The organism is Streptomyces armeniacus, assembly GCF_003355155.1.
Classification (GTDB): domain Bacteria; phylum Actinomycetota; class Actinomycetes; order Streptomycetales; family Streptomycetaceae; genus Streptomyces; species Streptomyces armeniacus.
The window spans coordinates 45156-62467 of the sequence record NZ_CP031320.1; the positions used below are offsets into that span (position 1 = coordinate 45156).

A 17312-nucleotide genomic window follows, 5' to 3' on the forward strand; every position below is an offset into this window, starting at 1 on the left:
CCGGACTCGCGCGGCACAGAGTGCCAAACGGATCCGAAGGCTCCGGGATACGGTCGCGGGCGCCGTCGTGGGTGTACGGCGCTTCTGACCAGTGGAGAGTAGTTTCCTCATAGTGGAACTTCAATAGTTTGTTGATGTCGAGAGATTCTCCACACCCCACCGTGCCTGCCGGTGGCTCGGAGTGCCATCACAGTGACGCTCCGAGCGGGCTACGAGCCGAGGTAGCGCAGCACGGCGAGCACCCGTCTGCTGTAGCCCTCCGTCCCGGACAGCCCGAGCTTGTCGAAGATCGCGTTGCAGTGCTTCTCCACCGCGCTCTGCGAGACGTAGAGCCGCTTCGCGACCGCCGCGTTCGTGTGCCCCTGCGCCATCAGCTCGAGCACGCCGCGCTCGCGCGGGGTGAGCCGCTGCAGCGGATCGGTGTGGGTGCTGCGCGAGACCAGGCGGCGCACGACCTCCGGATCGAACGCCGTACGCCCCGAACCGACCCGCGCCAGCGCGTCCAGGAACTCGTCGATCTCGACCACGCGGTCCTTGAGGAGATAGCCGACCGCCTCCGTGTTCCGCTCCAGCAACTCCGCGGCGTACCGCTTCTCCACATACTGCGACAGCACCAGCACGCCCACCCCCGGATGCCGTTCGCGGATGCGCAGCGCCGCGCGCAGACCCTCGTCGGTGTGCGTCGGCGGCATCCGCACGTCGACCACCGCCACGTCCGGCGGGTCTGCCGCGACGGCTTCGAGCAGCGCGTCCGCGTCGCCGACCGTCGCTGTCACCTCGTGGCCCTCGTCCGCGAGCAGCCGGGCGAGGCCCTCGCGCAGCAGGGTCGAGTCGTCGGCCAGGATCAGTCGCACGGCAGCTCCGCGGTGAGCACGGTGGGGCCGCCCCGCGGGCTGTCCACCCACAGCCGCCCGTCGAGCGCCGCCACACGCCGGGCCAGCCCGAGCAGCCCGCTTCCCTCGGGGTCCGCACCGCCGTGCCCGTCGTCCTTGACCCGGACCGACAACACGCCCCGGCGCAGGCCGACCCGCACCTCGGCGCGCGTGGCGCGGGCGTGCTTGGCGGCGTTCGTGACCGCCTCGCTGACGACGAAATAGGCGACCGTACGGACGGTGTCCGGCGGTTCGCGGCCGAGGGAGACCCGCAGCCGTACGGGCAGCACGGACCGCTCCGCGACCGTCTCCAGCGCCGCGTGCAGCCCGGACTCGTCCAGCGCCGCCGGATACACCCGCCAGGCCACGTCGCGGAGTTCGTCCAGGGTGCGCCGGGCCACCTCGTGCGCCTGCCCCACCAGCTCGGCGCTGCGCGCGGGGTCGCCGCTGCGCTGCGCGCGGGCCAGCAGCATGCCGAGGGCCACGAGCTGCTGCTGCATGCCGTCGTGCAGATAGCGCTCGATGCGCCGCCGTTCGTCGTGCACGGCGTCCAGCACCCCGGCGCGCGTGCTGGCCAGCTCGGCGATACGGCGCTCCAGCAGCGTCTGTTCGCTCGGACCGAGGTGGTGCCGGGCCAGCCGCATGTCCAGCGCGGCCACCCCGTGCAGCCCGTGGACACCGAGGAAGACCAGGAAGAGTCCGCCCAGGCTGGAGAAGAAGACGGTCCAGGGCGCGTCGATCTCCGTGACGGCCCACATCCACAGCGCCGACGACGCGTAGAGCGCGCCGAGCAGCAGCGTGCCCAGCACCAGCCCGCCGAGCATCCCCGCCGTCCAGCGCACCGCGACGTACCGCAGCGCGCGGTCCGGTGTGTACGCCGACGCCAACAGCTCCGGGGCGGAGCGCGCCAGCCGGACGCACTGCCGCCCGGCCAGCGTCACGGCGAGGGCGCGAGCACGGTCCAGCACCGCGCGCTTGCCGCGCGGCGAGCCCAGCACGGGCACCAGGCAGAGCCCGGTGAGCAGGGTGAACAGCAGCTCGGCAAAGGCGTACGCCACCCCCACCAGCACACTGCTCACGATCCGCGTCGTCCGCGCCTGCACTTTCCGCATGATCGACACGCTAGCGGGATGGGGGCGGCCGGCGGACTGCGGTTTTCCGCAGGGTTGTTGTGCGGAGATCACCATGGTGGGGATGACCTGCCGTTTCTAGCCTTGCTTGCATGATCGAAGAATGGGCCACGGACCTCATGGAGTCCCTGGGCGCCGTCGGCGCCGGGGTCGCCATCGCGCTGGAAAACCTCTTCCCGCCGCTCCCCAGTGAACTGATCCTGCCTCTCGCGGGATTCACCGCGAGCCAGGGCGACATGAACCTGCTGGCCGCCATCGTCTGCACCACGCTCGGCGCGGTGCTCGGCGCGTACGCCTTCTACGGCATAGGCGCGCTCCTCGGCCGGGAGCGTACGGTCGCGCTGGCCGTCCGGCTGCCGCTGCTGAAGCTCTCCGACATCGAGCGGACAGAGGCGTGGTTCGCGCGGCACGGCACGAAGGCCGTGTTCTTCGGCCGGATGATCCCGCTGTTCCGCAGCTTCGTCTCGCTGCCGGCCGGGGTGGAGCGGATGCCGCTCGCGACATTCGGAGTGCTGACCGCGCTCGGCAGCCTGATATGGAACTCCCTCTTCATCCTGGGCGGTTACGCACTGGGGGAGAACTGGCACCGTGTCACCGACTACGTCGGCGCGTACTCCAAGGCGGTGCTGGCCGCGGTGCTGCTGTGCGTGCTCGCGTTCGCGGCGATACGGCTGCTGGGGTCCGGGCGCGGCAGCCGGCGCGCCTCGCGCTGACCCTCGTACTCGCGAGCCCGGCCCTCGCGCGGGTCAGCACGCGGGGTCGGGCCGGGCGGCAGCGCGCGTGCGGGCCGCTCGGGTCAGGGGGCGAGGCGGCGGAGGTCGTCCGGGGTGTCGATGTCGGCGGGGTCGGCGACATCGCCGCACTCCACGAGCGTGAGCTGCGCGGCGTGCGCGCGCAGATAGCCCCGCGCGCCCCGGTCGCCACCCGCCTCCCGTACGACGCCCGGCCAGTGGTCGGCGCCCAGCAGCACGGGGTGCCCGCGGTGGCCCCCGTACGTGGCGGCGGCGAGCACGGCGGGGTCGTGGCCGGTCGTTCGCAGGACCCGGGCCACGGCGGCCGCGGTGATGCCCGGCTGGTCGACCAGGAAGACGAGCGCGGCGGGCGGGGCCGGGGCCGTAGCGCTCAGGGCGGCGAGTCCGGCGCGGAGCGAACTCCCCATGCCCTGCTCCCAGTCCGGGTTGTCAAGGAGCACGCATCCGGACAGATCCGCCCGCTCCCGTACGTGCGCCGCGGTGGCCCCCAGCACCACGCGGACGGCCGGATCGCAGCCGCCGGCCCTGAGCACGCGGACCGCGTGCTCGACCAGCGGGCGGCCGTGGTGCGGCAGCAGCGCCTTCGGGCGTCCGCCCAGCCGCCGCCCGCCGCCCGCGGCGAGAAGCAGCGCGGCGACGGGGGCCGGTGCGCCGGGAAGCGGAGTCTCAGATGTGGTCATGGGCCCTCTCTACGGCCGGTGCGGCGCGGTACGGGTCGGCGACGCGCAGGGATTGAGCCAGTCGGCCACGGAGCAGGCGGGGGAGGAACGGGGGGCGGTTGGTGACTGAGTGGCATGGGGTGATAACAATTACGGCCTGAATTTCGCCCTCCGTGTGGCGGGATGCGCGGAGAGTGGCGTTTACTGTCCGGACCTCTCGCGCCGGGCCGTTGGGGCAGAGGCCGAAGTGATACCCGTGGGGGGAGATCGCGTTGCGAAGCGAGGCTGTGGGGCAGCGGACGCTGGCGGCCAGTGGTGAGGACCCGCGTGCCGCCACGTTGCGAAGATCAGTGGACCGGCTCCGCCGTGAACTGGCCGCGCATCCCGCACGGTTGCCGGACAGGCAGACGGCGGAGGACGAGCTGGCCGCACTCGACACGATGGCTCGCGGCGGCGCCCCGGAGGTGCCGCGGCTGCGCCGTTCGCTGCTGCTGGTCGCGGCGGCGCTGGGCTCGGTGAGCGCGCTCGCGTCACCGCTGGCGGAGTTGAGGAAGGCGATAGAACTGTTCGGCGACGCCTGACCCCGCCGCGCGCGCGTCGGGCACCCCGGCAAGGCGCGCACCCGCGTGCGGCGCGTGCGCGCCCGGTGGGCGGTGCGGCGGGGCCGGCGGGGCGGCAAGCCGCCCCCGTCAGCCCGCGCTCGGGCTCGTGCCGCCCGTCGTGGCAAGGGCCTTGGAGAGGTCCTCCGCGACCTCGCGCAGCACCGGGACGAACTTGTCCGTCGCCGCCTCCGTCACCCGCCCCGCCGGCCCGGAGATGGAGATTGCCGCGGCGCTCGGCGAGTCCGGCACGGACACCGCGATGCAGCGCACGCCGAGCTCCTGCTCGTTGTCGTCCATCGCGTAGCCCACCTCCCGTACGTGCTCCAGCGCGTCGAGGAACCCGTCCGCCGTCGTGATGGTCTTCTCCGTGGCGGCAGGCATGCCCGTACGGGCGAGGAGCGCCCGCACCTCCTCCGGCGGCGTGTGCGCGAGCAGCGCCTTGCCGACACCCGTGGAGTGCGGCAGCACCCTGCGGCCGACCTCGGTGAACATCCGCATGGAGTGCCGGGAGGGCACCTGCGCGACGTAGACGACCTCGTCGCCGTCCAGCAGCGCCATGTTGGCCGTCTCGCCGGTCTCCTCGACCAGCCGGGCCAGATACGGGCGGGCCCAGGTGCCGAGCAGCCGGGACGAGGTCTCGCCGAGCCGGATGAGGCGGGGGCCCAGTGCGTAGCGGCGGTTGGGCTGCTGGCGTACGTAGCCGCAGGCGACCAGCGTGCGCATCAGCCGGTGGATGGTGGGCAGAGGGAGGCCGCTGCTGGTGGAGAGCTCGCTCAGGCCGACCTCGCCCCCCGCGTCGGCCATCCGCTCCAGCAGATCGAAGGCGCGCTCAAGCGACTGGACGCCCCCTGAGGAGGCCGGGGGTGTGGTGGCGGACTTGGGCTCGGCGGTCGGCGGCACTTCGCTTTCCTTTCCTGCGGGTGTGGCGCATGCTACCGGCCGTGTGGGGCGGCGCGACGGTCCCAAGGGCGGCGTCGGGGCCGGTCACGGCCGGTTTGCGGGGCCCTGTGCGGGCCCGTTGTGCAGCGCCAGCGACAGTCCCTACATTCTATTATTCGGAAACCCGATTCCTTTTCATGGAAACCTCCAAGCCTTGACGGGCTCGGGGTGGACCGTGAAGACTCTCAACAGAACGTTGAATTTCCGCTCTGTGGAAGTCTGTCCAGCGGAGCGGGTGAGGAAACGAGAAGAGGAGGGCCGCCTTGTCCGACGCCCCGCTCGTGCTGCGCTCGACACGCGTCAGCACCCCAGAAGGGACACGCGCGGCCACTGTCGCGGTCGACGACGGCCGGATCACGGACGTGCTCCCGTACGAGGCGTACGACCGGTACGCGTCCGCGCCGCCCGACAGCGCACGGCTGGCGGACCTCGGCGACGACGTGCTGCTGCCCGGCCTCGTCGACACCCACGTCCACGTCAACGATCCGGGCCGCACCGAGTGGGAGGGCTTCTACACCGCCACCCGCGCCGCCGCCGCGGGCGGCATCACCACCCTTCTCGACATGCCGCTCAACTCGCTGCCGCCGACCACCGACGTCGCGAACCTCCGCGTCAAGCAGGACGTGGCGCGCGGCAAGGCGCACATCGACACCGGCTTCTGGGGCGGCGCCATCCCCGGCAACGCCGGTGAGCTGCGCGCCCTGCACGCGGCCGGCGTGTACGGCTTCAAGTGCTTCCTCTCGCCCTCCGGCGTCGACGAGTTCCCCCAACTCGACCCGGACGGGCTGGAGACCGCGCTCACCGAGATCGCCGCGTTCGACGGGCTGCTGATCGTCCACGCCGAGGACCCGGACCAGCTCGCCGCCGCGCCGCAGCGGACCGGCGGCCGGTACGCCGACTTCCTCGCGTCCCGCCCGCGCGACGCCGAGACCGACGCCATCACCCGCCTCGTCGACCTCGCCGCCAAGCTCGACGCGCGAGTGCACATCCTGCACCTGTCCGCCGCGGACGCGCTGCCGCTGATCGCCTCGGCGCAACGGGAGGGCGTACGGGTCACCGCGGAGACCTGCCCGCACTTCCTGACGCTGACCGCCGAGGAAGTCCCGGACGGCGCCACCGAGTTCAAGTGCTGCCCGCCGATCCGGGAGCGCGAGAACCAGGACGCGCTGTGGCAGGGCCTGGCCGACGGCACCATCAGCTGCGTCGTCTCCGACCACTCGCCGTGCACCGTCGACCTCAAGACCCCCGACTTCAGCTCGGCCTGGGGCGGCATCTCCTCGCTCCAGCTCGGCCTGCCCGCGGTGTGGACCGAGGCCCGGCGGCGCGGGCACAGTCTGGACGACGTCGCGCGGTGGATGTCCGCCGGGCCCGCCGCCCTGGCCGGCCTCGGCACCAAGGGCGCCATCGCGCCGGGTCGCGACGCGGACTTCGCCGTCCTCGCGCCCGAGGAGACCTTCACCGTGGACGCGGCCGAGCTGCACCACCGCAACCAGGTCACCGCGTACGCGGGCCGGACGCTGCACGGCGTCGTACGGTCCAGCTGGCTGCGCGGCCTGCAGATCACCGACCACGGACAGCTCCTCCGCAAGACCGGCCGACTGATCGAGAGGACCACGCCGTGACCGCCCCCGACACCGCCACGACCGACACCGCCACGACCGCCGCCGACTACACCGCTGCCGCGGGCGAGGCCCTGCCCCGGTTCACGGGAGCCGCCAGCCCGTACGGCGGCGGCGACCCGTACGCCGACTACCGCGCCCCCGACGGCGGCTTCCCCTTCGAGTATCTCGCCGACCTGGCGGGCCGTCAGCTCGGCGCCGGGGTCGTCGCGGCCAACGACGAGTTCTTCGCCGAGCGCGAGAACCTGCTGCTGCCCGCCCCCGCCGAGTTCGACCCCGAGCGCTTCGGGCACAAGGGCAAGGTCATGGACGGCTGGGAGACGCGCCGCAGGCGCGGCGCCTCCGCCGGCTCCCCGCACCCGGAGGACGGCGCGTACGACTGGGCACTGGTGCGGCTCGGCGCGCCCGGCGTGATCAGCGGCGTCGTCGTGGACACCGCGCACTTCCGCGGCAACCACCCGCAGGCCGTCTCCGTGGAGGCCGCCTGCGTTCCGGGCGCGCCGGGCCCGGACGAGGTGCTCGCGGACGGCGTGGAGTGGACCGAACTCGTCCCGCCCACCCGGGTGGGCGGCCACGCCGCGAACGGCTTCGCCGTCACCGCGCGGCGCCGCTTCACGCACATACGCCTGCGGCAGTACCCGGACGGCGGCGTCGCCCGGCTGCGCGTGTACGGGCGCGTGCAGCCCGACCCGGAGTGGCTGACGGCGCTCGGCACGTTCGACCTGGTGGCGCTGGAGAACGGGGGCGCCGCCCTGGACTCCTCCGACCGCTTCTACTCGCCCGCCACCAACACGATCCAGCCCGGCCGCCCGCGCAAGATGGACGACGGCTGGGAGACGCGGCGGCGCCGGGACAAGGGCAACGACTGGATCCGGTACGCGCTCACCGAGGAGGCCGTGATCCGCGCGGTCGAGATCGACACGGGCTGTCTGAAGGGCAACGCGGCGGGCTGGGCGGCGCTCACCGCCGAGGGTCCGGAGGGGAAGGGCACAGGGTACGAACTCCTGCCGCGCACCCGCCTCCAGCCCGACACCGTGCACCGCTTCCTCGTGCCGGACGCGCGTCCGGCGAGCCGCGTACGGCTGGACATCTATCCGGACGGCGGCATCGCGCGGCTCCGCCTCTACGGCTCGCTGACCGAGGACGGCGCCGCGCGCCTCGCGGCCCGGCACCGCGCGCTCACCACCGGCTGAGCTCGGGGCCCGCGGCCTCAACGCTGGCCCCAGCACGAGCCACAGCACGGGCCCCAACGCGAGCCCCTGGCGCGTACGTTCCCGCACCGGCACGGGAACGTACGCGCCAGGGGCGGCCCAATAACGAGTGAATTCCGTGCTGTTGCCATTGACATGTCATCTACGCGCGTCACCATAGGTGGCATGAAGATCCCCCCACATTTCACCCGCATCGGCGCCGCCGCCGCTCTCGCCGCCTCCCTCTTCGTGGGCGGCTCGGCCGTGGCCCAGGCCACCCAGTCCGCACCGCCCGCCCCGGTCGCCCAGTCGCAGTCCGCACAGCCCGCGCAGGGCGTCGCGGCCGTCGGCGACATCTGCCACTCGGAGCTGCCGCCCGAGGCGCACGAGACGCTCGACCTGATCGAGCAGGGCGGCCCTTACCCGTACCCGCAGGACGGCACCGTCTTCCAGAACCGTGAGGGCCTCCTGCCCGACCAGAGCGAGGGCTACTACCACGAGTACACCGTCGAGACGCCGGGCTCCGACGACCGTGGAGCCCGGCGCATCGTGACCGGCGAGCAGGAGCAGGAGGACTACTACACCGCCGACCACTACGAGTCCTTCGACCTCGTCGACTACGCCTGCTGACACCCGTCAGCCGGCGTCACGTCACGCACGTGCGTCAGCCGGTGGGCGCCTCCGGCCAGGTGAAGGTCGACACGGCGCCCGCCGGCAGCTCGTACGAGAGCGACTTGCCGTTCTCGGTGATCGAGAACGTCTGGCTCGAACCGGTGGCGTTGAGCACGACGGACGCGCGTGAGCCGTCCGGGTTCTCGTACGTCACGTTCTGCAGCCCGCCCGGCTCCTGCGTGGTGGAGCCGATGCGGTGGGCGCCCCGGTCCACGAACCGGGAGACGTGGCCCAGCGCGTAGAACTCGGCGTTCTTGGTCACGTTGCCGCCGTTGATCTCGACCACGCCGTTGCAGCGGTTCTGGCAGTTGCCGAAGTGCGGGCCGCCGTTCTGGTCGAGGGCCAGGTTCCACACCACGACGGTCTCCGAGCCCGACCGCAGGCTGCGGATGACCAGGTTCTCGGTCTGCCACTTCAGCGTGTCCGCGAAGGTGTTGGCCGGGTTGTCGCTGTCGGTGCCGGAGCACTCCGTGAAGAACACGCTCTTGCCCGTGTCCGCCACCTGCTGCTGAGCCTCGGGCTGCCCGCCGTAGCAGTGGAACGCGGCGCCGCGTACGCGCTCGATGTCCGCCGTCTTGTCCAGCACCTCCAGCGGGTACTCGGGCTTGTCCCAGTTGTGGTCGTACGCGAACAGGTTGGTGTCCAGCCCGGCCGCCGTCAGCTTCTCGTCCAGGACGCGGAAGAAGTCGGCCTGTTCGGCGGCGGACATGTCCGTGGACGGGTACGTGGTCTCGAACAGCGGCTCGTTCTGCACGGTGAGGTCCGTGAGCGGGACGCCGGCGTCGGCGTACGCCTGCACCGTACGGACCAGGTAGTCGGCGTAGTCGCCGTAGTGGTCCGGGGAGAGCTTGCCGCCCTCCAGCTTGCCGCCGTCCTTCATCCACGCGGGCGGCGACCAGGGCGAGCCCATGAAGCGGATGCCGGAGTTGATGCCCCTGGCCTGCTCCAGCAGCGGGATGATCTCCTCCTGCGCCTTGGCGATGGAGAACTCGCCCTGGGTGTCCTCGTAGGTGTAGTAGGGGAGTTCGGCGACGAAGTCGGAGCCGCCGAGGGGCTGGCGCACGTAGTCCAGGCCGATGCCCTCGCCCTCGCCGGAGAACAGGTCGTTCAGCAGCGAGTCCCGCGCGTCCGCGGGCAGCTGCGAGATCAGCCGCGCGGACGCGCCGGTCATGGACGCGCCCGCGCCCGTGAACTGGCGGCCCTGCTCGCCCGCGTCGACCTGGATGTCGATGCTCTGCGGGCTGCCGTCGAAGGCGGCGTCGTCGGCCCGGGCGAGCTTCTGGCTGCCGTCCGCCGTGGTGATCCAGACCTGCGCGGTGGTGGCGGCCGCGCTCTCGTCCGCCTGGGCGGTGTTCACCAGCGCGTAGCCGCTGGCGGTGAGGGCGAGCGTGCTCCCCAGCACGGCCAGCCTGGCGCGCCGCGTACGGGGGTTGAGCAGGCGTGGACGTCTCCGTTGCGGTGTCATGAGGGTGCTGTCCTTCCGGACGGGGGTGGGGGGACACCGCGGCGCCGTGGCCGGCGCCGCGGGGTGGTGCCGCGCCGCGCCGCGCGCGCGGAGCGGGAAACACCTCCGCGCGCGGCGGGTTCTCACGCCGCCCTGCGTGCGCGGCGGCGGTGTGCGCGGACGATGTCGGCGTAGCGGTGGCCGCTGCCCTTCACCGTCCGCCGCTGGGTGGGGTAGTCGACGTGGACGAGCCCGAACCGCTTGTCGTAGCCGTACGCCCACTCGAAGTTGTCGAGCAGGGACCACGCGAAGTAGCCCTCCAGGGGCACCCCTTCGCGTACGGCGCGGGCGCAGGCCGCCAGGTGCTCCTCGAGGTAGCGGGTCCGCTCCGGGTCGTCGACCTGTCCGTCGGCGCCGACCACGTCGGGGTACGCGGCGCCGTTCTCGGTGACGTAGAGGTGCCGGGCGCCGTAGTCGTCGGCCATCCGGTGCAGCGTCTTCGTCAGCCCCTCGGCGTGTACCTCCCAGTCCATGCCGGTGCGGCGCACGCCCGGCAGCCGCACGCCGCGGGCTTGCGGCGGCGGCCCGGTGGGGTCGTCGGCGACGACGTTGCGGAAGTAGTAGTTGAGCCCGAGCCAGTCCAGGGGCGCGGCGATGGTGTCCAGGTCTCCGGTGCGCAGCGGCAGTTCGACCCCGTACAGCCCGGTCATGTCCTCCGGGTAGCCGCGGCCGTGCAGCGGGTCCATCCACCAGCGGTTGGTGTGCCCGTCGGCGCGTACGGCGGCGGCCACATCGGCCTCGCGGCTGGTGGCGGGCTCGCAGTGGGTGAGGTTGTTGACGATGCCGACGCGGGCGCCGGGCACCGCCGCCCGGATCGCCCGCACGGCCAGGCCGTGCCCGAGGTGCAGGTGCACGGAGGCGCGTACGGCGGCGGTGACGTCGGTGAACCCCGGCGCCATACGGCCCTCCAGGTGGCCGATCCAGGCGGAGCACAGCGGCTCGTTGAGGGTGGCCCAGTCCGTGATGCGGTCGCCGAGCCGTTCGGCGACGACCGAGGCGTACTCGCCGAACGCCTCGGCGGTGGCCCGCTCCGGCCAGCCGCCGCGGTCCTGGAGCGCCTGCGGCAGGTCCCAGTGGTACAGCGTGGGGAACGGGGTGATGCCCGCGTCCAGCAGTGCGTCGGTGAGGCGGTCGTAGAAGGCGAGCCCGCGCTCGTTGACCGGGCCGTCTCCGCCGGGGAGTACGCGCGGCCAGGCGATCGAGAAGCGGTACGCGTCCACGCCGAGCTGCCGCATCAGCGCCAGGTCCTCCGGCCAGCGGTGGTAGTGGTCGCAGGCGGTGTCGCCGGTGTCGCCGCCCTCGACCTTGCCGGGGGTGTGCGAGAACGTGTCCCAGATGGAGGGCGCGCGGCCGTCCTCGGCGACGGCGCCCTCGATCTGGTACGCGGCGGTGGCCACGCCCCAGCGGAAGTCGGCGGGCAGGGAGAGGGGGGAAAAGGGGGAGAGGTCGGTCACGGACGGCCTTTCTCACGGGCGCGGAGCGCGCTGCGGTCGGTGCGTGGTCGCGGTCGTTCGCGGGCTGCCGCCCGCCGGGGCTACTTGACGGCCCCCGCGGTGAGCCCGGCGACGAGATAGCGCTGCAGCAGCAGGAACCCGGCGACCACCGGCACGCTCGCGACCAGCGAGGCGGCCATGACCTGGTTCCAGTAGACCTGCGTCTGCGTCGCGTAGCCCTGCAGCCCGATGGCGAGCGTGCGGGTGGTGCCGTTGGTCATGACCGAGGCGAAGAGGACCTCGCCCCAGGCGGTCATGAACGAGTAGACGGCGACGGCGACGATGCCCGGTATCGCGGCGGGCACCACGACGCGGAACAGCGCGCCGAGCGGCCCGCAGCCGTCCACGAGCGCGGCCTCGTCGAGGTCCTTCGGGATCGAGTCGAAGTACCCGATGAGCATCCAGACGGAGAACGGCAGCGTGAACGTGAGGTACGTGAGGATCAGCGCGCCGCGCGAGCCGTAGAGCGCGATCCCGGTGGTGTTGCCGATGTTGACGAAGATCAGGAACAGCGGCAGCAGGAAGAGGATGCCCGGGAACATCTGCGTGGACAGGATGGTGACGGTGAAGACCCGCCTGCCGCGGAACCGGTAGCGGCTCACCGCGTACGCCGCGAACACCGCGATGACCACCGAGCAGACCGTCGCCGCGCCCGCCACGATCAGCGAGTTGAGGAAGTAGCGGGCGAGCGGGACGGTGTCCCAGATGTCGATGTACGGCTGCACGGTCAGGTTGCTGGGGAACCAGCGGAAGGACCCCGTGACGTCGTCCAGGGGCTTCAGCGAGCTGCTGAGCATCACGTACACGGGCGTGGCCGTGAACACTCCCAGCAGCGACAGCACGATCCGCCGCGTCCACACGAACGACCGCGGCGGCGCGGTCGGCGACCGCCGTACGGGCGCCCGTACGGCAGCGGGGGTGGGCGCGGGAGCCGCGGGGCGTGTGGCGGTGTCAGCCATCGTGTTTCCTCCCCCGGCTGGTCACCAGCAGGTAGACGGCCGTCACCAGCAGCAGGAAAAGCAGCAGCAGCACGGACATGGCTGAGCCGGCGCCGAAGTCCCAGGTGACGAACGAGGATTGGTAGATGTGGATGGAGATCAGGTCCGCCGACTCCGGTGCCGCCTTGCCGAACAGCAGGTACGGCACGTTGAAGTCGTTGAAGGTCCACAGGAACAGCACCAGTACGAGGACCTGGTTGACGGGCCGCAGTGACGGCAGCGTGATCCGGCGGACCTGCTGCCAGATCCCGGCGCCGTCCACCTGCGCCGCCTCGTACAGCTCGCGCGGGATGTTCTGCAGCGCGGCCATCAGGATCAGGAACGCGAACGGCCAGGTGCGCCACACCGCGACGACGACCAGCGCGAAGAAGCTGTTGTCGCCGATCAGCCAGAACGGCGGGCTGTCGGTCAGCCCCAGCTGCTCGTGCACGACGTGGTTCACCAGCCCGTTGTCCCGCTGGAGCATGAACGACCAGGTGATGACGGCGGCGTAGACGGGCAGCGCGTACGGGGTCAGGAACAGCGCGCGCAGCAGCCCGCGCCCCCGGAAGTTCTCCTGCATCAGCACCGCCGCCGTCACCCCGAGCAGCCAGGCGAGGCCGACCGCGAGGACAGTGAAGGCGCAGGTCACACCGAACGAGCGGAGCAGCGCCTCGCCGACGGGCGCGTCGAAGTCGACGGCGACGCGGAAGTTGTCCAGGCCCGACCAGGGCGCGTCGCCCCAGGTGCGGATGTACTGCTGGGTCAGCTCCTTGAAGCTCATCACGATCCCGACGCCCATCGGGACGAGGTGGATGAGCAGTTCGAGCAGCAGCGCCGGGAGGAGCAGCAGGTAGGGCAGCCCGGCGCGGCGGACCCGCGCGGGCACGCGGAGGCGTGCCCGCCGGGTGCGCGGCGGTTCGGGAGGAGGCGGCGCCGGGCTGCCGGCGCGGGGGGTGTCGAGCGTGGTCATCGGCTGCGCGGCCTCACTTCTGCATCTGCTGCTGGGCCTCGGTCAGCCGCTCCTGGACCGTCCCCGTGCTCACGCTCTTGCCGGACGCGGCCTCGGCGAACAGCTCCTTCATCGCGGTGCCGACGAGCGTCTCGAACTTGGACTCGTCCGGGACCTGCGGCAGCGGCGCCGACGAGTTGGCGAGCACGTCGCGCAGCACCTTCAGATCGGGGGTGCTGAACGCGGCGTCCTGCTGCGCCTCCTTGACGGGCGGGATGGAGCCGTACGTGCCGTTGAGCGCCTTCTGCTCCTCCGTGGAGGTCATGAACTTCACGAACTTCAGGGCGCCGTCGAGGTTGTCGGTGTTCTTGAAGACGGCCAGGTTGATGCCCGCGACCATCGTGTTGACCGCGCGTTCGCCTGACGCGTCCGCGCTCTGCGCCGGAACGGGTGCCACGCCGTATTCGTCGGGCTTCATGCCGTGCGACTTGAGCGACGAGGCGGCGGCCTGCCACAGCAGCATCCCGGCCTTGCCGGTGGCGAAGTCGCGTACGGACTCGTTCTTCGCGTACTCGGCGTTGCCCTCGGCGGCGATCCCGTCACTGGCGAGGAAGTCGACGTACTGCTTGACGGCCTTGACGTTGGCCGGCTTGTCGAAGGTGGGCTCGCCGGAGGAGTCGAAGAAGTCGGCGCCGTGCTGCTTGCCGAAGACGAACGCGTGGTGGGCGTTCTCCACCGGGTTGCCGCCCTCGACGGCGAGGCCGTACTTCCCGTCGCCGGTCAGCTTCTTGCCGGTGTCGACCAGCTCGTCCCAGGTTTCCGGCGGCTTGGCGATGCCGGCGTCCTTGAACATCTGCTTGTTGTAGTAGAGGCCGTACGCCAGGGAGTACAGCGGCACGGCGGCCGGGGGCTTGCCCTCGGCGCCCGCGGCGGCGAGCGCGGACGGCGTGAAGCGGTCCTTGCCGCCGATCTTCTTCAGGTTCTTCGCGTCCCAGGGCAGCAGGGCGCCGGTGGCCTGGAGCGAGGCGGACCAGGTGTTGCCGATGTTGAGGACGTCGGGGCCCTGCCCGGAGGAGGTGGCGGCGAGGATCCGGTCCAGCAGGCTGTCCCAGGGCACGACCTCGAGCTTGACGTCGATGCCCGTCTCCTTCTCGAACTTCTTCAGTTCGGGAGTCAGCACCTTCTTGTCGTGCTCCAGGCTGCTGCCCTGGTTGGTGGCCCAGTACGTGAGCGTGCCGGGGTTCTTGTTGCTGCCCTCGTCGCCGGTGCTGCTGCCGCCGCCGCAGGCCGTCGCGGCCATGGTCAGGGCGGATACGGCGGCGAGCGCGGCGGTTCTGCGGAGGACTGGTCGGCCGGGTGCGGAGCGGCGTACGCGCATGGTCAGTTGACCCTTCTCCAGGGTTGCCCGTGTTCGGAAGTTGCAGTCACTGCGGCGCTTAATTTAGGGCGTGAGTTAAGTAGTGAAAGATGGTCGCGTCAAGACTCCTGACAGAGATAGATTGCGGGATGGGCGCGGAGCGACGTGAGGAGCCCGATGGCGGAGCGGAACAGGCGCACGGTGCGCGATCTACGGCGCACCAACCGTGCGGCCGTGCTGCGGCGGCTCTACTTCGACGGCCCTCTCAGCCGCCAGGAGCTGGGCCCGCTCACCTCACTCAGCTCCGGCTCCGTCAGCAACGTCGTCGCCGACCTGCTCGGTGACGGCCTGGTGGAGGAGGCGGGCTCGGTCGAGTCCGACGGCGGCCGCCCCCGTACGCTGCTGCGCGTCGCGCCGCACAGCGGCAGCCTCATCGGCGTGGACGTGGGCGAGACGCGGGTCCGCGTCGAGCTGTTCGACCTCGCCCTCACCGAAGTCGCCCGCGCGGAACGGCCGCTGGACGACGAGGGGCACGACGTGGACCGCGTCGTACGGCACGTACTGGACGGACTCGCCGGCGTGCTCGACGACGCCGGGCTGCCCGCGGGACGGCTCGTCGGCATCGGCGTCGGCGTGCCCGGCATCGTGGACCACAGCACACCGGGCGGCACCGTCGTACACGGCCAGACCGTCGGCTGGGACGCCGTACCCCTGGAGGACCTGCTGCGCCGCCGGCTGCGGCGCGAACTCCCCGGGCTGCCCTCCGAGGTGCCGCTCCTGCTGGACAACGGCGCGCGCACGATGGGCCAGGCCGAGATGTGGTTCGGCGCCGGGCGGGGCGCCCGGGACGCCGTGATCGCCCTCATCGGGTCCGGCGTCGGCGCCTGCGTGATCACCGACGGGCTGCCGTACGGCGGCGCCACCAGCAGCGCCGGCGAATGGGGCCACACCGTCCTGAACATGCGCGGCCGCCGCTGCCGGTGCGGAGCGCGCGGCTGCCTGGAGGCGTACGTCGGGGCCGGCGCCGTCCTGGAGCGCTGGCGGGAGGCGGGCGGCGCACCGCGCGGCACGGACGAGGAGTCGGCGCTCGCCGAACTGCTCTCCGTCGGCAGCCGGGCGGCCACCTCCGTGCTGGAGGAGACAGCCGAGTACCTCGGCGCGGGCATCGCCGACCTGATCAACCTGTTCAACCCGGAGCGGATCGTCCTCGGCGGCTGGGCCGGACTGGCGCTCGGGCCGCGGCTGCTGCCCGGCGTACGGCGGACCGCGGCGGAGTACGCGCTGCGGTACCCGGCCGCGGGCACGGCCATCGAACTGGGCCGGCTCGGCCCCGACGCGGTGACCGTCGGGGCGGCGACACTGCCGCTGCGCCGCTTCCTGGACGCGGGCGGGCGGGAGGAAGGTCACCCGAGGGTGGCGCTGTCAGCGGCGACCGGTAGCGTTCCCCACCGGGAGTGAGGGCCGTCAGGGGCGGCAGTGGGGAGGTATCGGTGGTCACCGGACCGGAGGTCGTCACCTGCGGTGAAGCGATGCTGCTGATGCTCGCGGAGCCCGGCGTGCCGCTCGAGAGGGCGGCGCGCTTCAGCCGTTCCGTCGCGGGCGCCGAGTCCAACGTCGCCGCGGGGCTGGCCCGGCTCGGGCACCGTACGCGCTGGCTCGGCCGCGTTGGCGCGGACCCGGCGGGCGAGGCGGTGCTGCGGGAGCTGCGCGCGGACGGCGTCGACGTGTCGTGGGCCGGCGTGGACCCGGACGCGCCCACCGGCCTGCTGCTGCGGGACAGCCATCCGCAGCGCGGCATCGACGTGCAGTACTACCGCGCGGGTTCGGCCGCCTCCCGGCTGGCGCCGGAGCACATCCAGCCGGAGGCGCTGGCGGGCGCGCGCGTGCTGCACCTCTCCGGGATCACGCCCATGCTCTCCGCCTCCGCCACCGAGGCGACATGGCGCCTTGTCGAGCTGGCGAGACGCGCGGGCACCGCCGTCTCCTTCGACCCGAACGTACGGCTCAAGCTGGGCACCGCGCACGAGTGGATGCACACCGTCGGCCCGCTGCTGCGCGAAGCGGACCTCGTCCTCGCGGGGGAGGACGAGCTGGAGCTGCTGCTCGGCGGCGGCGCCGACGAGGGCGCCAAGGCGCTCCTCGGGCTGGGCCACACCAGCGCCGTCGTCATCAAGCGCCGCGACCACTCCGCGACGGCCGTCAGCGAGGGTGGCCAGTGGGACCAGCGCGCCTTCTCCGTACGGGTCGCCGACCCGGTCGGCGCGGGCGACGCGTTCGCCGCGGGCTGGCTCTCCGGCTGGCTGCGCGGCGAGGGGCCGCAGCGCGCGCTGGCCGAGGCGGCGTGCGTGGCGGCGCTGGCCGTGCAGGCACCGTCGGATACGGAGGGACTGCCCACCGCGGCGGTCCGGGACCGTACGCTGATCTCACTCACCGAGGGCACCGACTCGGTCCACCGCTGACCTGCCGACCCGCCGACCCGCCGACGCCGAAGCGCCGCCGCCGACCCGCCATCGCCAACCTGTCTGACGCCGACTTGCTTACGTGACCGCACCCGGCCGCCGCGCGGCCGGGCCCGACCGGAAGGGCGGCGAACC

Annotated in this window: 16 protein-coding genes; 7 read left to right on the top strand and 9 right to left on the bottom strand. The window is 72.4% G+C overall.

The window, feature by feature from the left end:
* Positions 1-209 precede the first annotated feature (209 nt).
* Positions 210-854, bottom strand: a complete 645-nt coding sequence (locus tag DVA86_RS00200) for a response regulator transcription factor (protein ID WP_208874689.1) — start codon at positions 852-854, stop codon at positions 210-212.
* Positions 845-1984: a sensor histidine kinase gene (locus DVA86_RS00205; RefSeq protein WP_208874691.1), complete on the bottom strand. Its 1140-nt coding sequence runs from the start codon at positions 1982-1984 to the stop codon at positions 845-847. The genes DVA86_RS00200 and DVA86_RS00205 overlap by 10 nt, the downstream gene beginning before the upstream one ends.
* Positions 1985-2094: 110 nt before the next feature.
* On the opposite strand from DVA86_RS00205, the gene DVA86_RS00210 reads away from it, so the two are divergent.
* Positions 2095-2715 (top strand): DedA family protein, encoded by a 621-nt coding sequence (locus tag DVA86_RS00210; protein ID WP_208874692.1) that lies wholly within the window; start codon positions 2095-2097, stop codon positions 2713-2715.
* 83 nt (positions 2716-2798) lie between these two features.
* Here DVA86_RS00210 and DVA86_RS00215 read toward each other — a convergent pair whose 3' ends face one another.
* The gene (locus DVA86_RS00215; RefSeq protein ID WP_208874693.1) at positions 2799-3434 is read right to left on the bottom strand and encodes a nucleotidyltransferase family protein; all 636 of its coding nucleotides are present in this window, start codon (positions 3432-3434) and stop codon (positions 2799-2801) included.
* A 251-nt stretch (positions 3435-3685) separates the two neighbouring features.
* Here DVA86_RS00215 and DVA86_RS00220 point away from each other — a divergent pair, with 251 nt between their 5' ends.
* A complete protein-coding gene (locus DVA86_RS00220) occupies positions 3686-3994 on the top strand; it encodes a DUF5955 family protein (RefSeq protein WP_208874694.1) in 309 nt (102 codons plus the stop codon).
* 108 nt (positions 3995-4102) lie between these two features.
* Here DVA86_RS00220 and DVA86_RS00225 read toward each other — a convergent pair whose 3' ends face one another.
* Complete coding sequence (locus tag DVA86_RS00225; RefSeq protein WP_208874695.1) at positions 4103-4915, bottom strand: IclR family transcriptional regulator; 813 nt, start codon at positions 4913-4915, stop codon at positions 4103-4105.
* 302 nt (positions 4916-5217) lie between these two features.
* Here DVA86_RS00225 and allB point away from each other — a divergent pair, with 302 nt between their 5' ends.
* From allB to DVA86_RS00240, 3 genes are all read left to right on the top strand, one after another.
* Complete coding sequence (gene allB, locus DVA86_RS00230) at positions 5218-6576, top strand: allantoinase AllB (protein WP_208874696.1); 1359 nt, start codon at positions 5218-5220, stop codon at positions 6574-6576.
* A gap of 71 nt (positions 6577-6647) precedes the next feature.
* Positions 6648-7766 carry an allantoicase gene (gene alc / locus DVA86_RS00235; protein ID WP_245997502.1) on the top strand — a complete coding sequence of 373 codons (1119 nt, stop codon included), beginning with the start codon at positions 6648-6650 and terminating at the stop codon, positions 7764-7766.
* Between the two features lie 183 nt (positions 7767-7949).
* Complete coding sequence (locus DVA86_RS00240; protein ID WP_208874698.1) at positions 7950-8393, top strand: guanyl-specific ribonuclease; 444 nt, start codon at positions 7950-7952, stop codon at positions 8391-8393.
* Between the two features lie 34 nt (positions 8394-8427).
* Here the strand turns inward: DVA86_RS00240 and DVA86_RS00245 are convergent, their stop codons facing one another.
* The 5 genes from DVA86_RS00245 to DVA86_RS00265 all read right to left on the bottom strand — a co-directional run bounded on the left by DVA86_RS00245 (position 8428) and on the right by DVA86_RS00265 (position 14739).
* Positions 8428-9900, bottom strand: coding sequence for a glycoside hydrolase family 30 protein (locus tag DVA86_RS00245; RefSeq protein ID WP_208874699.1), 1473 nt, complete (start codon positions 9898-9900; stop codon positions 8428-8430).
* 122 nt (positions 9901-10022) lie between these two features.
* Positions 10023-11393 (bottom strand): GH1 family beta-glucosidase, encoded by a 1371-nt coding sequence (locus tag DVA86_RS00250; protein ID WP_208874701.1) that lies wholly within the window; start codon positions 11391-11393, stop codon positions 10023-10025.
* Positions 11394-11473: 80 nt separating this feature from the next.
* Positions 11474-12391: a carbohydrate ABC transporter permease gene (locus DVA86_RS00255; protein WP_208874702.1), complete on the bottom strand. Its 918-nt coding sequence runs from the start codon at positions 12389-12391 to the stop codon at positions 11474-11476.
* Positions 12384-13382, bottom strand: coding sequence for a carbohydrate ABC transporter permease (locus DVA86_RS00260; protein WP_208874703.1), 999 nt, complete (start codon positions 13380-13382; stop codon positions 12384-12386). The genes DVA86_RS00255 and DVA86_RS00260 overlap by 8 nt, the downstream gene beginning before the upstream one ends.
* Positions 13383-13395: 13 nt before the next feature.
* Complete coding sequence (locus tag DVA86_RS00265) at positions 13396-14739, bottom strand: ABC transporter substrate-binding protein (RefSeq protein WP_208874704.1); 1344 nt, start codon at positions 14737-14739, stop codon at positions 13396-13398.
* Positions 14740-14895: 156 nt separating this feature from the next.
* Between DVA86_RS00265 and DVA86_RS00270 the strand changes: the two genes are divergently transcribed.
* Positions 14896-16176 carry an ROK family transcriptional regulator gene (locus DVA86_RS00270; protein ID WP_208874706.1) on the top strand — a complete coding sequence of 427 codons (1281 nt, stop codon included), beginning with the start codon at positions 14896-14898 and terminating at the stop codon, positions 16174-16176.
* A gap of 32 nt (positions 16177-16208) precedes the next feature.
* On the top strand, positions 16209-17177 hold the full coding sequence (locus DVA86_RS00275) for a sugar kinase (RefSeq protein WP_208874707.1): 969 nt from the start codon (positions 16209-16211) through the stop codon (positions 17175-17177).
* Positions 17178-17312: the final 135 nt, after the last annotated feature.

Bases quoted from the DNA above. Each gene is read 5' to 3' on its own strand.
- DVA86_RS00240 (WP_208874698.1), top strand. From the start codon at position 7,950: ATGAAGATCCCCCCACATTTCACCCGCATCGGCGCCGCCGCCGCTCTC.
- DVA86_RS00265 (WP_208874704.1), bottom strand. From the start codon at position 14,739: ATGCGCGTACGCCGCTCCGCACCCGGCCGACCAGTCCTCCGCAGAACC.
- DVA86_RS00210 (WP_208874692.1), top strand. From the start codon at position 2,095: ATGATCGAAGAATGGGCCACGGACCTCATGGAGTCCCTGGGCGCCGTC.
- DVA86_RS00205 (WP_208874691.1), bottom strand. From the start codon at position 1,984: ATGCGGAAAGTGCAGGCGCGGACGACGCGGATCGTGAGCAGTGTGCTG.
- DVA86_RS00215 (WP_208874693.1), bottom strand. From the start codon at position 3,434: ATGACCACATCTGAGACTCCGCTTCCCGGCGCACCGGCCCCCGTCGCC.
- DVA86_RS00270 (WP_208874706.1), top strand. From the start codon at position 14,896: ATGGCGGAGCGGAACAGGCGCACGGTGCGCGATCTACGGCGCACCAAC.
- DVA86_RS00260 (WP_208874703.1), bottom strand. From the start codon at position 13,382: ATGACCACGCTCGACACCCCCCGCGCCGGCAGCCCGGCGCCGCCTCCT.
- DVA86_RS00255 (WP_208874702.1), bottom strand. From the start codon at position 12,391: ATGGCTGACACCGCCACACGCCCCGCGGCTCCCGCGCCCACCCCCGCT.
- DVA86_RS00245 (WP_208874699.1), bottom strand. From the start codon at position 9,900: ATGACACCGCAACGGAGACGTCCACGCCTGCTCAACCCCCGTACGCGG.